14 protein-coding genes are annotated in these 13,508 nt (G+C 68.6%); 10 read left to right on the top strand and 4 right to left on the bottom strand.

Going from position 1 to position 13,508, the window contains the following annotated elements:
• Positions 1 to 151 precede the first annotated feature (151 nt).
• Positions 152 to 661 (top strand): hypothetical protein, encoded by a 510-nt coding sequence (locus AB0302_RS11225; RefSeq protein ID WP_319075437.1) that lies wholly within the window; start codon positions 152 to 154, stop codon positions 659 to 661.
• Between the two features lie 115 nt (positions 662 to 776).
• Here the strand turns inward: AB0302_RS11225 and AB0302_RS11220 are convergent, their stop codons facing one another.
• Positions 777 to 2,066 carry an adenylosuccinate synthase gene (locus AB0302_RS11220; protein WP_366372146.1) on the bottom strand — a complete coding sequence of 430 codons (1,290 nt, stop codon included), beginning with the start codon at positions 2,064 to 2,066 and terminating at the stop codon, positions 777 to 779.
• Positions 2,067 to 2,203: 137 nt separating this feature from the next.
• Entirely contained in the window at positions 2,204 to 3,496 is a 1,293-nt protein-coding gene (gene bioB, locus AB0302_RS11215; protein WP_319075435.1) for a biotin synthase BioB, read from the bottom strand.
• 274 nt (positions 3,497 to 3,770) lie between these two features.
• Here bioB and AB0302_RS11210 point away from each other — a divergent pair, with 274 nt between their 5' ends.
• From AB0302_RS11210 to AB0302_RS11170, 9 genes are all read left to right on the top strand, one after another.
• Positions 3,771 to 4,769 (top strand): COX15/CtaA family protein, encoded by a 999-nt coding sequence (locus AB0302_RS11210; RefSeq protein WP_366372143.1) that lies wholly within the window; start codon positions 3,771 to 3,773, stop codon positions 4,767 to 4,769.
• Between the two features lie 366 nt (positions 4,770 to 5,135).
• Positions 5,136 to 5,768, top strand: a complete 633-nt coding sequence (locus AB0302_RS11205; RefSeq protein WP_366372141.1) for a LysE family translocator — start codon at positions 5,136 to 5,138, stop codon at positions 5,766 to 5,768.
• Positions 5,769 to 6,089: 321 nt separating this feature from the next.
• Positions 6,090 to 6,602: a DUF3995 domain-containing protein gene (locus AB0302_RS11200; protein WP_366372139.1), complete on the top strand. Its 513-nt coding sequence runs from the start codon at positions 6,090 to 6,092 to the stop codon at positions 6,600 to 6,602.
• 443 nt (positions 6,603 to 7,045) lie between these two features.
• On the top strand, positions 7,046 to 7,945 hold the full coding sequence (locus tag AB0302_RS11195; RefSeq protein WP_366372137.1) for a GNAT family N-acetyltransferase: 900 nt from the start codon (positions 7,046 to 7,048) through the stop codon (positions 7,943 to 7,945).
• Between the two features lie 174 nt (positions 7,946 to 8,119).
• Positions 8,120 to 8,890 (top strand): MerR family transcriptional regulator, encoded by a 771-nt coding sequence (locus tag AB0302_RS11190; RefSeq protein WP_366372135.1) that lies wholly within the window; start codon positions 8,120 to 8,122, stop codon positions 8,888 to 8,890.
• A gap of 372 nt (positions 8,891 to 9,262) precedes the next feature.
• Positions 9,263 to 9,709, top strand: coding sequence for a GNAT family N-acetyltransferase (locus tag AB0302_RS11185; protein WP_366372133.1), 447 nt, complete (start codon positions 9,263 to 9,265; stop codon positions 9,707 to 9,709).
• A gap of 9 nt (positions 9,710 to 9,718) precedes the next feature.
• Positions 9,719 to 10,108: a GNAT family acetyltransferase gene (locus tag AB0302_RS11180; protein ID WP_366372131.1), complete on the top strand. Its 390-nt coding sequence runs from the start codon at positions 9,719 to 9,721 to the stop codon at positions 10,106 to 10,108.
• Between the two features lie 236 nt (positions 10,109 to 10,344).
• Positions 10,345 to 11,472: a GNAT family protein gene (locus AB0302_RS11175; protein ID WP_366372129.1), complete on the top strand. Its 1,128-nt coding sequence runs from the start codon at positions 10,345 to 10,347 to the stop codon at positions 11,470 to 11,472.
• Between the two features lie 302 nt (positions 11,473 to 11,774).
• Entirely contained in the window at positions 11,775 to 12,179 is a 405-nt protein-coding gene (locus tag AB0302_RS11170) for a GNAT family N-acetyltransferase (RefSeq protein ID WP_366372127.1), read from the top strand.
• Positions 12,180 to 12,285: 106 nt separating this feature from the next.
• Here the strand turns inward: AB0302_RS11170 and AB0302_RS11165 are convergent, their stop codons facing one another.
• Both AB0302_RS11165 and AB0302_RS11160 read right to left on the bottom strand, forming a co-directional pair.
• Positions 12,286 to 13,116: an AAA family ATPase gene (locus AB0302_RS11165; RefSeq protein ID WP_366372125.1), complete on the bottom strand. Its 831-nt coding sequence runs from the start codon at positions 13,114 to 13,116 to the stop codon at positions 12,286 to 12,288.
• A gap of 1 nt (position 13,117) precedes the next feature.
• Entirely contained in the window at positions 13,118 to 13,411 is a 294-nt protein-coding gene (locus AB0302_RS11160) for a Mu transposase C-terminal domain-containing protein (RefSeq protein ID WP_366372123.1), read from the bottom strand.
• Positions 13,412 to 13,508: the final 97 nt, after the last annotated feature.

The following is a 13,508-nucleotide window of genomic DNA, read 5'->3' as shown; positions in this document are numbered from 1 at the left end:
CAGGTGGGTTGTTGAGGAACTTCCATCCTGCGGCAGGGACCCGCTCGTCTCATCTCAGCCCGTACCCCGTGGCAAGAACCTCATGACCCACAACACCTAGGGTGGCCCTCATCCGCGACCGCCCCGATCGCCATCACCCGAGGACACCACCATGAACGACCCGCACCGCTCCCTCGCCTCCGCCGCTCGCGCCTCGCGCCCGTTGACGACGACGGCCCTCGCCGCCGGCGGCGCCGTCGCCCTCATCGGATGCTCCCTCATGGACGCGAACGTGCCCCGCGTGAGCCTCCAGGAGGCCGAGGGCGTCCGCTGGTTGAGCGCGGAGAGACCATGGGAGCAGCCCGAGGGGCAGTCGAGCGCGTTGTTTTCCGGTCCCCTGGGCCTCACCGCTCAGGGGTGCCTCGCCGTGCTGCCGGACCCTCAGGTGGCGGCCAGTGATCGGCGGCCGACGCTGATCGCCCTGCCCGAGGCGTCCGTCGTGCTCGAGAACGGGCGGGTGGTCGCCGTGGACACCGGCGGCGGCCGGATCGTCAAGGCCGACGTCGCCACCGGCTTCACCGGCGGCATGGTCCCCTCCGCGGACCTCCCCCGGGACGTGCGGGACGCCGTCGCCTCCTGCGGGGTGCGCGACGAGGTCCTCGTCCCCGGCCCCCTCGGCTGACGCCCGGGGGCGCACGCCCGTACCCACGTACTGGTGAGGACACACCGTCACGGTGCCCTGAATCGGGCGGTTGAGGGCGTGTCCTCACCAGGAAGCCGGCGCAGAGGCCGGAGGCTCAGTCCTCGATGAGGTCCCGCACCTGCACCACCTGATCGCGGCCCGGGCCGACGCCGATCGCCGAGATGCGGCAGCCGGAGAGCTTCTCCAGGGCGAGCACGTAGGCCCGAGCGTTCTCCGGCAGGTCCTCGAGCGTCCGCGCGCGCGAGATGTCCTCGGTCCAGCCGTCGAAGTGCTCGAAGATCGGCTTCGCGTGGTGGAACTCGGTCTGCGTCATGGGCATGCGGTCGTGGCGCACGCCGTCGACGTCGTAGGCCACGCACACCGGGATCTTCTCGATGCCCGTGAGCACGTCCAGCTTGGTGAGGAAGTAGTCCGTGAACCCGTTGACGCGCGCGGCGTAGTGGGCCAGGACGGCGTCGTACCAGCCGGTGCGGCGCGGGCGCCCGGTGTTCACGCCGAACTCGCCGCCGGTGGTGCGCAGCTGCTCGCCCATCTCGTCGAAGAGCTCGGTGGGGAACGGGCCGGCGCCCACGCGCGTGGTGTACGCCTTCACGATCCCGATGGTCCGCGAGAAGCGGGTCGGCCCGATGCCCGCGCCCACGGACGCGCCGCCCGCCGTCGGGTTGGAGGAGGTGACGAACGGGTAGGTGCCGTGGTCCACGTCCAGGAAGGTGGCCTGGCCGCCCTCCATCAGCACGACCCTGCCCTCGTCCAGGGCGTCGTTGAGCAGGTTCACGGAGTCCACCACCATGGGGCGCAGGCGCTCCGCGTAGCCCAGGAAGTACTCGGCGATCTCGTCCACGGTCACGTCGCGGCGGTTGTAGAGCTTCACCAGGAGCTCGTTCTTCTGCCGCAGTGCGCCCTCGATCTTCTGGCGCAGGATGGACTCGTCGAAGATGTCCTGCACGCGGATGCCGAGGCGGGCCACCTTGTCCATGTAGGCCGGGCCGATGCCGCGGCCCGTGGTGCCGATGGCACGCTTGCCGAGGAAGCGCTCGGTGACCTTGTCCATCGTCTGGTGGTACGGCGCCACGAGGTGCGCGTTCGCCGAGATCAGCAGGTGGTCGCACGAGTGGCCGCGGGCCTCGAGCCCGTCGATCTCCTCGAACAGCGCCTCCAGGTTCACCACCACGCCGTTGCCGATCACGGGCACCGCGTTGGGCGAGAGGATGCCGGCGGGAAGGAGCTTGAGCTCGAACTTCTCGCCGTTCACCACCACCGTGTGGCCGGCGTTGTTGCCGCCGTTGGGCTTGACCACGTAGTCCACGCGGCCGCCCAGCAGATCCGTGGCCTTGCCCTTGCCCTCGTCGCCCCACTGGGCGCCGACGATCGCGATGGCTGGCATTTCTCACTCACTTCTGGCTCGCGGGCAGATACCCCCGGAGTCTAACAGTGGGCCAGGACACGGCCCCGGGGGCGACCGCGCCTCAGCGGCACCTCCGCCGAACGGCACCGCTGTCATGTCGCAGGAGCGCGGACGGCTCAGGCGTTCGCCGGGGCGTCCGTGCCTGCACCGCGGCGGCGCAGCTCGGGCTTGGGCGCGGCAGGGCCGCCCGCCGCCGGGTCCGCGATGTCCGGCATCGGCTCGTCCGGGATCACGACGTCGGCGCCCGCCTCCGCGGTCGGCTCGCCCTCTCCTCCGCACCCGCCGGAGCCGCAGCAGCCGCCGGAGGAGGAGGCGGCGGCGTCGTCCGCCCCCGGGGCCGCGGCCGTGTCTGCGCCGAGCACGGTGTAGCCGGCGTCGGCGATCATCTGCAGGTCCGCCTCGGCGTCCTGGCCCTCGGAGGTGAGGTAGTCGCCGAGGAAGATCGAGTTGGCCACCTGCAGGCCGACCGGCTGCAGGGAGCGCAGGTGCATCTCGCGGCCGCCGGCGATGCGCAGCTCCTTGTCCGGGCAGGCCAGGCGGACCATGGCCAGGATGCGGAGGCACTCGAGCGGCGTGAGCTGCTGGTGGCCCTGCAGTGGTGTGCCGTCGAAGGGCATGAGGAAGTTGACGGGGATGGAGTCGGAGTCCAGGTCGCGGAGCGCGAGGACGGCCTCGACGAGCTGCTCGTGCGTCTCCCCCATGCCCGCGATCAGGCCGCTGCAGGAGGACAGGCCGGCGGCGCCGGCACGCTGCACGGTGTCCACGCGCTGCTCGTAGGTGTGGGAGGTGCAGATGGACTCGTAGTGGGACTCGGCCGTGTTGAGGTTGTGGTTGTAGGCGTCGACGCCGGCGTCCTTGAGCTTCTCGGCCTGGCCGTCCTTGAGGAAGCCGAGGCACGCGCACACCTCGACGTCCGGGTGCTGGGCCTTGAGGTCGCCGACCATGCCGGCCACGCGGTCGACGTCGCGGTCCGTGGGGCCGGTGCCGGAGGCGACCATGCACACGCGCGAGGCGCCGCCGGCGATGCCCAGGCCCGCCTGGCGGACGGCCTCCTCCGGCTTGAGCCACGTGTAGCGCAGGATCTCGGCCTCGGTGCCGAGACGCTGGGAGCAGTAGGTGCAGTTCTCCGGGCAGAGGCCGGTCTTGAGGCTGACCAGGTAGTTGACCTTGACCGTGCGGCCGAAGTGCTTCTCGCGCAGGCGCGAGGCCGCCGCGACGATGCGGAACGTGTCCGCGTCCGGGGCGTCCAGCACAGCGACGGCCTCCTCCGCGGTGAGGCGGTGGCCGGCGTCGACGCGGGCGACGAGCGCGTCGTAGTCGAGCGGGGCGGCGGGATCGGCGCCGGACGGGGAGCCGTGGATGGCCCCGGCGACGTCGTCGGCGGTGGGGGCGTCCTGCGTGGCGGTCATGCGGGCCTCATTCGATGGGCGGGGCGCGGCCCCGTCGGTGGGAGTGACGGCCAATACTCTAACAGTGTTCAGTGAACGGTGTTCAGTGAATGGTGTTCAGGAACCACTCCTGCCCGCCCGGAACGGGCGCCGCCCTTGCGACCTACACGGTTGCCGGCTTCATCTCGGGGGCCGCCGTGAGCGATCTGGCACGCCCGTAGCCCCAGGGGTGCGCTTGAGGAGACGCATGCTCTATGTGCGGCCCTCACCGCAGGCGCCACCTACGATGAACACCATGCCCGCTTCTGCCCCCGCTCGACGCGGCCCCCTCACGTTCAACGCCATCATCGTCACCAGTGCGATCACGCTGACGGTGAGCGTGCTGATCATCGTGACCGGCGGCATCGTGCGTGTGACCGGGTCCGGCCTTGGGTGCCCTACCTGGCCTCGATGCACCACCGACTCACTGTCGGCCACTCCTGAACTGGGCATCCACGGCATCATCGAGTACGGCAATCGCCTCCTCACGGGAGTGCTCTCATTTACCGTCGTGGCGCTCATTCTGGCCGTTCTCCTCCAGAGGCACACCCCGCCAAGGTTGATCGCCCGCGCCGCCTGGGCTCAGCTAGGACTCGTGTTGGTCAACGCCGTCGTCGGCGGCATCACCGTGCTCACCGAACTGAACCCCTGGATTGTGGCTGCACACCTCGTAGCCGCGTTCGGTCTGCTCACCACGACCACCATCACCTGGCACCGAGTCCGTGATCACCAGCGGATTCAACAGGGTGAACGCCTGGCCTCCACCGCACAGCATCGCGGCCTGGCCTGGTCCACCCTCATCGCTACCGCGGTGCTCGTTCTGCTGGGCACCCTCGTCACCGGGTCCGGGCCCCACGCAGGTGACTCCGCTGAGATCGCCCGGATGCCTTTCGACTGGGTCGTGATCACCTGGGTGCATGGGCTTGCCGCCGTGGTCACCAGCGTTCTCGCGACGTGGCTCGCCCTCGCACTGCGGGCCAGCGCCTCCGGTTCTGTTGCGTCCACTCGGGCCTGGTTGTTCGTCATCGCGTTGGGGGCGCAGGCGATGATCGGGATTGTTCAGTCTCTGCTGTCCTTGCCTTCAGGACTGGTTGTCCTGCATTTGCTGGGTGCGGCCCTGGTCTGGACCGGCGCAGTCCGGCTCGTCCTCGACACCACGGCTACGCCCGGAACGCCTCCCCTCTACAATCAGGGGGAAGGGCCTGCCACGACCAATGCGTCGTGGCGCACGGTCGGCGCCAGCCCGACACGATAGGAACCCCACCCCGCTCCGCTTCACGTTGCGCGCCCCGTGAGAGGCCCGTGCAATCTTCGCTGCATCTCGACAACGGCTCGATGCCCACGCCCTCCAGTCGGTCATCGACGCCGAGCCGGGACCGCGGTTTAGTACCGCCAGTACCACTGGTACCTCTGTCGAGATGCAGCGAAGATTGCACAAACGCGCGAATATGATGCATACCCGCATCGGGGCCCCGGAGCTTGACCGGTGGGGTGCTCGTCCTGCGGCATCGGACCGCAGTTCGCGGCGGGGTGAAAGATCACGGGCACCTTGGGGTGTCGGTGGAACCGGCTAGGCTGGCCCGGCCCGAGCCCTCCCACGACTATAAGGCGCCGCCCAGTCATGCTCGATTTCACCGTCCTGCCCGCCTTCATCGGGGTCATCCTCGTCTTCCTGGCACCCCCGGGCCCGGACATGACCTACATGCTCGCCGTCGGGCTCCAGGGCGGTCGCGCGGCCGCGATCAGAGCGATCCTGGGCATCGGCACCGGCATGGCCGCCTACGCCGGCGCCGTCGCCCTCGGCCTCGGCGCCCTAGCCGCTGCCTACCCCGAAGCGCTGGCGTTCGTGAAGCTACTCGGCTGCGCCTACCTACTCTGGCTGGCCATCAGCACCGCCCGTCACGCCCGGACCGCCACAGCCACCCCTGCCGAGGCGCCGTCCCAGCGCTGGTACCTGCGGGGCCTGCTGGTGAGCCTGACCAACCCGAAGCTGGTCCTGTTCTTCCTGGCCGTGCTGCCCCGATTCATCGGTGAGGCCTCTAACACCACCGCCCAGCTGCTCATGCTCGGCGCCGTGAACGTCTCCACCGAAGTCCTCCTCTACGGTGCGATCGGCGTGGCCGCCAGCGCCCTGAGCAGTCGCTTCACCGAACGCCCCGGCGCGCAGACGGTCTTCAACTACATCGCCGCGGCGCTCTACCTGGCGCTCGCGCTGGTGATCGGGGTGGACGCGGTGCGCAGCCTCACTGCCTAGAACCGCGCCCAGCTGAAGTCGCCGGTCACTCGGCTCCACGCGAGTCGATGGGCCAGCGACCTTCTGGGTCCGTGCAGGGAAGAACGGAAGTGGTGTGCAGCCTTCACTACATCTCGACATCAGTACGTCTAACCCGCCCTGCGGACAGGCTAGATGAGACGTTACCTCTCAGCATGGAAGCCCCCTTCTCCATCGTAAGGGGGATCCTCTAGTGCCCGATCTCGACCACACTGGCTTCGCCGACACACGATGACCACCCGCTGCGCGGCCGCCAGTTAGGAAGCCATGCCCGTGAATCCGCCCCATCCCGCACTCTCCCCCATGTCCACCAAGCACCAGGCCACGGCTGCCGCGCGAGCCGGCCGGAGTGCACGGATCTTCTTCCTCCTCGCGGCCGTGTGCGGCCTGCTTCACGCTGCCCCCAGCTTCTACTGGGCCACTGGCGGCCGAGCGCTGCTCGAGACGGTAGGCAGCTTCGCCGTCGAGCTCGCCGGATCAGGTGAGTCAGGGGTGATCTGGATGCTCATCGCTGTCGGCCTCGCCAAGACCGCTGGAGCCCTCGTTCCGTTGCTCGACCACCTCCGGCTGCCGGCACACACGTGGGTCCGCTTCGTCTCCTGGGCTGGTGTCGCCGTGCTCCTGGCCTGGGGCGGAGCCGGCATGGTCGGTGCGTGGATTGGAGTGCTCACCGGGACCGCGTCGTGGGCTCAGCCTGCCATGGTCGGACACGGTCTGCTGTGGGACCCGCTGTTCGTGGTGTGGGGTGTGATGCTCGCACTCGCGCTGTGGAAGTCCCGTCCCGCCCAGAAGGCTGCTCGCGCCACGAGCGGTTGAGTCGCTGAACTGCGAACCGAGCCCGTTACTACGAGTACTTACCGAGCGCTCGGGCCGGGGATGGATGCAGCGACGATCGCTTCCTTGGGCAGGACAGTCGGCTGGGTGTACTGACCGGAGACGTTGGTGACACCGCCGGCGGTCAAAGGCCACTTTTCGCGGACCCCGCTGAATGCCTTGCTCTGTGAAGAGTTCAGCGGGTGTCCTGAGAAATCTTCACTGCGTCTCGACAGCTGAGAACGACGTCGCGACCAGGACGGGGCGATCGTTGTCGAGACGCAGCGAAGATTTCACGAACGCGCGAATATGTCTCATGACCGATTGGGCACCTGAACCCTTGACGCGAAGGCGGATCCCTACAGGAACGACATCGGGGCAGGGCACCCCCAGAGGGGAACCACGGTCAGCCCCTCCCCGCCTCGAGCTTGAGGCAGGATGGCCCCATGAACCTCTCCTTGGAGACCCCGACCGTCGATCAGCTCGGAGGGATCGCCGAGGAACTCGCGCGGTGGCAGCAGATCCCGTGGGCGGGCCAGTTGCACCCCGGTGACCTGGGGTGGCACTCCTCCGTCGGTCCCGAGCGCTCTGCGAAAGATCTGCGCGTCTGGAAGAACGGCGCCCGCCCGGTGGCTCTGGGCCTGCTCGACGGTCCGGGACTGATCCGTCTCGCCATCGCTCCCGAGTACGTGGCTGACACGTCCTTGGCGAAGGCGATGGCCTTCGATCTCGAGAACCCGTCCGGCCTGTCTCCCGAGGGCCTGGTGAACGTGGTCGAGGCTCGGGGCGCCTCAGCGCTTCAGTCGGCGCTGCGACGTCGCGGTTGGGCCGAGGACGAGGAGTGGACGCCCCTGGTCCTGGAACTGACCGGCGAGCCACGGTGGGAGCGGCTGGAGCAGAGCGGCCTGCGCACCGAGATCGTCGACGCGGAAGGGTCCGCTGAGTGGACCGCGGTGCACTGGTCCTCATTCAAGGGGACCCCGTACACGGACGAGGCTCGGGAGGCCTTCATGCGGCGGTGGTACACACTGATGACCGGTCCGTTCTCAGGCCGCGCGCAGAGCCTCATCGGATACGACTCCACTGGTGCGGCGGTCGCGGTGACGACCGTGTGGAGTGCCGGCGAAGGCCGACCCGGACTCGTGGAGCCCATGGGTGTGCACCGGGACCACCAGGGCAAGGGCTACGGGGTGGCCATCACCCAGGCCGGCGCCCAGGCAATGCACCAGGCCGGGGCCAGTGCCGCAGCTGTGGTTGCGGAGAACTCCAACCCCGCCGCTTTGGCGACCTACACGGCGGCCGGCTTCACCGCGGGGGCATCCGTGAGCGACCTGGCACGCCCGTAGACAGCACATGGCCGCTCGACGGGGACAGGCGCACGTGCTTCGCCGCCGCTAGGACAGGTACCGCGGGTGGCCGCGCCAGCGCAGGGCAGAAAATGCTTGGTCAGGGGCTCGCCCCGTTGTCATAGGAGCGCGGGTTGACCCTCACACTGTGGAACAGCATCGGATGGGACCGACATGTTGAGCATCGGACACATCGCTCACGGCGCCGGCGTCTCCCGCCGGATGCTGCGTCATTGGGAGCAGGAGGGTCTGCTGCAGCCTGCCACCGTCGATCCCGCCACCGGCTACCGCTACTACCAGGACACCCAGCTGGGACGCGTGCATGCCATCGCGGAACTGCGGCAGCTCGAGTTCGGCTTGGCGGAGATCAAACTGCTACTGGACCCCCGGGTCGAGCAGTCCACCCTGGAAGCCGTCCTGGCGGCGCAGGCCAGCACCCTTCAGCGTCAGATCACCGTGGCCTCAGCACGTCTGGTCCGAGTCCAGCAACGGTTGGACGCCATCCATCAGCATGCTCAGGAGATCCCCATGCGCCTCACCCTTCGCCCCCTGCCTGCACTCTCGATGGCCGGCTTCACCGCCACCGTTCTGGACGAGACGGAGATCCCGGACGTCGCTTCCGCGCTGCGGGCGAAACTGCCGGACTCCGCGGGGGCTGTCACCTGCCTCTACGACGGCACCCGCGACGACCTGATCACGGTCTCTGTCGGATCCGACCAGCCCCTCGAGGCGACTGAGACTCTCGGCCAGACCATCACTGTCTCTGCTGTCGACAAGGGTGCCAGCGTCCACTTCGATGCCCTGCCCGAGTCAGTGGCAGATGCGTGGGTCCTGATCGATGCCGAGCTGGCGAAGCAGGGGCTGACCACTTTCGGGGTCTATCGCCACCGCAACGAGCTCGATGGCGGGGTCTGGCTCGAAGCCCCCGTCCGCGAGCTGAGCTGACCGCCACCATCTGAGCCGGGCCGTGCGGAGTCTCGGTGGGAACTGCACGCGGTTCGGCTCTCGCCTGGCTCTATCGGTCACGCTTACCGTCCCTGCAGGTGGTTGAGGCTTTGGGGCATGGCTGTGAGACGGTCAGGCACCAACGAGTGCCAGGGCTACTTCTCAAAGAACCTGCGGAGTGGCCTTCTTTGCGAAGGGCTCACCGCGTGTCCTGTGCAATCTTCACCACATCTCGACAGGTCTCTTCGGCAGGCTCCCGGAACTGGAGACCCCCACATCATCGACGACCCCGCCATCCCGGCCCCGGTACACCCTCCTGAAACCAAGCTTCGCCCCACCAGCGCCGAGGACGCCGCCGACCTCGCCGCCGCCATGGCCGCCCGGGGCGGCACGCCGGCGGACCACGCGCCCGCCGCCCGCCGACTCCTCGACCGAGCCCCCGTTCTACTGCTGGCGGAGCGGGCCGGCTCGAACAGCCCCCGGGTCGTGGGACGGTCTGGCGCCACTCTTGCCGCCCTGCACCCCGGGGCCCAGCCCCGGTGGCTCACCGCCGGGCTGACGGTGACCCCCGAGGCCCGGCGCACCGGCGTCGTCCGGCGCCTGCTGCACGCGGTGATCGGGGTGGTCGCAGATCGCGGCGGCGGGGACCTCCACAGCGTCGTGAACGCCGGCAACGCCCCCTCACTCGCCCTGCACGCGTCCCTGGGCTTCGAGATCGTCGAGACCGGGCCGCGCTTCGCCGGGATCGAGTTCGCCGGCGGCGTCGGCGTCCTACTGTCCCGCCCGACGTGCCCCGAGAGTGCCCCCGCCTGCGCATAGAGTCATCGGATGGAACGCCCCGCGCCCACCGCCGAGATCTGCCCCGTCATGCCGGAAGACACGGACGCCGTCGTCGCCCTGTGGGAACGCGCCCTGCCCGAGTACGGCGACCCCACGCGGCCGCAGCGGGCGCCGCGACCGAGCATCCGCCGCAAGCTGGACTGGGGCGACGGCCTGTTCTGGCTCGCTGTGTCGGACGAGGAGGTCGTCGGCACGGTCATGGCCGGCTACGACGGCCACCGCGACTGGATCTACTCGCTGGCCGTCCACCCTGACCATCGGCGCGGAGGCCTCGGCACCGCCCTCGTGGCCCACGCGGAGCAGGAGCTGGCCCGCCTCGGATGCCCGAAGGTGAACCTCCAGGTTACGGAGACGAACGCCGACGGCGCCGAGTTCTGAGCGGCCACCGGGTACCAGCCGGACCCCGTGCTCGGCCTCGGGAAGCGACTCGGGGGATGACGACGCGGGAGCCGCGCAACGGCCGCGGGTCAGACGTCGGGGTGGACGAACGCGACCTCGTTCCACGTGCCGAACGCGACAGGGCCGTGGTGCAGACCTACCGATTGAGCAGTTCACCGCGTGTCGTGTGAACTCTCCCCGGCATCTCGACACCCTCCCTCGCCTACCCTGCCACCATGACCATCACCTTCACGCCCGCGGATCCGACCGGAAATGATCGCGCGGCGCTCATCGCCCTGCTCACGCAGAATGCCTGGCCGTTCCACATGCGGCCGCACCCGACCGCGCACGACGTGCAGGACGCCATCGACGCTGGCGCCTGGAACGACGAGGACAACACCACGTTCTGGATCGATCACGCCGAGCACGGCCGCGTCGGCCTGGTCCGCTTGGAGGACCTCACCGATCCCACCCCCCTGTTCGACCTGCGCGTGGCCGAGCGGTTCCGCGGACGCGGGCTTGGCGCGCAGATTCTCGCCGCGCTCACGCGACATGTGTTCGAGACGATGCCCGCGGTCGACCGGTTCGAAGGGCAGACCCGTGAGGACAACATCCCCATGCTGCGCGCCTTCCGCCGGGCCGGCTGGGTCAAGGAGGCGCACTACCGCCGCGGCTGGCCGGTCGAGGGCGGCGAGCCGCTCGCGTCCGTGGCGTACGCGGTCCTGCGCCAGGACTGGGAGACCGGCACGACGACGCCGGTCCCCGCCGACGTCGATGTCCCGTCCCGGAGGAAGCGCGATGTGGGAGCCGAATCGAACGGCCACATCCCCGACTGGCCGATGCGCACCGAGCGCCTCACGCTGCGCCCGCACCGGGAGGACGACCTCGGCTGGCTCCAGGAGATGTATGCCCAGCCCGAGGTGGTGCGTCACCTGCTGGACGAGCCGTGGGACGAGCCGACCGCCCGGCAGAGGCTGGTCAGACGAATCGAGTGGAACGACCTCGCCGGCCCATCCGGGGCGGCGTCGCTCGTCGTCGAGCACGCCGGTGTCCCCGTGGGGGACGTGATCCTGTGGCTGACGAACCGCGAGCGGGGCGTCGCGGAGATCGGCTGGGCCCTGGATCCGCGGCACGCAGGCCAGGGCTTCGCGAGGGAGGCCGCGGCGGCGATGCTGGCTCTTGGCCTCGAGGTCCATGGCCTGCATCGGGTGGTGGCGCAGATGGACGCCCGCAACACCGCGTCCGCCCGGCTGGCAGAAGCCATCGGCCTGCGTCGGGAAGCCCACCACCGGCAGGACTGGTGGAGCAAGGGCGAGTGGACGGACACGCTGGTCTACGCGACGCTCTCGAGCGACCGGGACTGAGGAGCCGCAAGGCGCTCATTCGCCTCCCTTCAGTGTCGAGGTGCATATTCGGTCGTTTGCGGCCGCGCTTCCACGAGCACGAGACCAGCCCCTCACACTCCGAGCGTCTCGCCCTATCTCCACTGCGCCTCTGCACGGCTATCTTCCTAGCCATGTTCACTCTCTGACGGCATCGCGCTGAACACTCCACCATCACGAGAGGAACAACTGTGCCCACTGACCTTCTGACTCTTCACTTGCCGCAGCTCTACCCTGCTGGCCAGCTCCCTGGAGGACTCGACTTTCAAGGGTTGGACGTTGGGATGGCCGACGAGCTGGCCCAGTGCTATCTGATGAGCTACCCACCCGACGTCGCTGCCTCCGATCTAGACGAGGCGCGCGAGGAGATGAACGCGACCTTCCGCGGTGACTACGGAAAGCTGCGCGCCGATGCGAGCACTACAGCGTGGATGGGTGGCCGTCTCGCCGGAGCCATCATGGTGGTCACCCACTCGATCTGGGACGCACACCTCACTGGTCCGTTCATCATCGACCTCTTCATTGATCCCCACGCACGCGGGAAGGGGATCGGGCGGGCTCTGGTCCAACACGCCATCGCAACCTGCTGCGACGCCGGTGACCACACTCTGAGTCTGCGCTTCGGACAGGGCACCTCCGATGCGGCCATGCGGATCTACCAGCGGCTCGGATTCCGCCCCGTGGGATAGGCAGATTCGGTCGTTTGTGGCGAACCGGTGCTGCAGGGGTGGGGCGCCGCTGTGACTTTCGCCTTTAAGTGGCGGTAGTTTTTCGGTAATCGGTGGCGGTCGGCGTTCAGGTGTTGCCGATCACGAGCGTGGATTGGGCGGCTTCGATGACGTCGTTGGTGATGGTGTCGAGCTCGTTGATCTTCAGAACACGCTGGATCTGAGGGAAGAGGCGTTCCAGGAGCCGGAAGTTGCCGCGGGTGATGCGGGTGATGGCGGCGATCGCCTGGGCGTCGGTGAAGTCCTCGGGATTTAGGGTTTTGCCCAGGGCCTGCCAATGGCGTTGGAGAACGAAGAGGATCTCGTCCTCTCCCAGGGGCCGGTAGTGGTGGGCGAATCCGACCCGGCTGTAGAACTGGGGGTAGTGGACGAACTGCTTCTCCAGACCGGGCATGCCGATCAGGATCAGGGCGATGTTGTCGCGGTCGTAGAGCTCGCGCAGGAGTTCCAGGGCGGTGGAGCGCAGTCGCTCGGATTCATCGACGATGATCAGTTCGACGTGGTTGACCCCGTGGTGCCAGCCTCGTTCCCAGCTCCAGCTGCCTGGTGTTCCCTTGTCCAAGGGTGTGAGGTGCTGGTCGATGCAGATGTTGACGCGGGCAATCGCCTCGTCCAGTTCGTGTTTCAGGCTTTTCGGGGTGGTCAGTACGCCGGGGGTGTAGAGCACGGTGCGGACCCGGGACAGGGTCGCGTAGATCTTGGCGTCCTTCTCTGAGCGGGGGCCCCAGTGGGTGAGCAGTTCCCCGGTGGTGTCCCAGCGGACGTAGTGACGGGCGGAGAGGGTCTTGCCGACGCCGGCGGCGCCGTAGCAGAGGCCGATGGTGCGTTGGCGGCGCACCGCGTCGGCGAACTCGGTGAAGCGGCGGTGTTCCTTGGTGATGATGAAGCGCGGACTCATCTCAGTCCTCCTGGTAGACCTTCAACTTCGACCGTGGTGAGTGCACTGCCGGGGTTTTCGGCAGCGGTGTCTGGGTGACGGGGGCGATGACGGCGATGCGTTCCTGGATCCCGGTGCGCAGGGCCCGGCGGCGGGCGTTGCGCGCCGACTGGACGTCCTTGAGGCTGACCGCCTCGGTCTGGTGGTCCGGGTTCACGGCCTTGCACAGGAACCCGTTGTGATCGAAGACCCGGATCTCGGTGATGTCGCGGGGGTCGTAGCGGATCACCACGGTCCGGCCGACATAGCCGGCCAACGTGAAGCGTCCCGGGTGCGATGCCGCTTCCTTTCGAGTTCGAGAGGATGTTGTTCATGCCGAAGAAGTTCGATCCCGAGGTGAAGGACCGCGCGGT

Source organism: Micrococcus sp. NPDC078436 (genome assembly GCF_040702705.1).
Lineage (GTDB): Bacteria > Actinomycetota > Actinomycetes > Actinomycetales > Micrococcaceae > Micrococcus.
The sequence above is the reverse complement of the archived record's forward strand: the minus strand, read 5'-3'. Positions and strand labels throughout refer to the sequence as shown.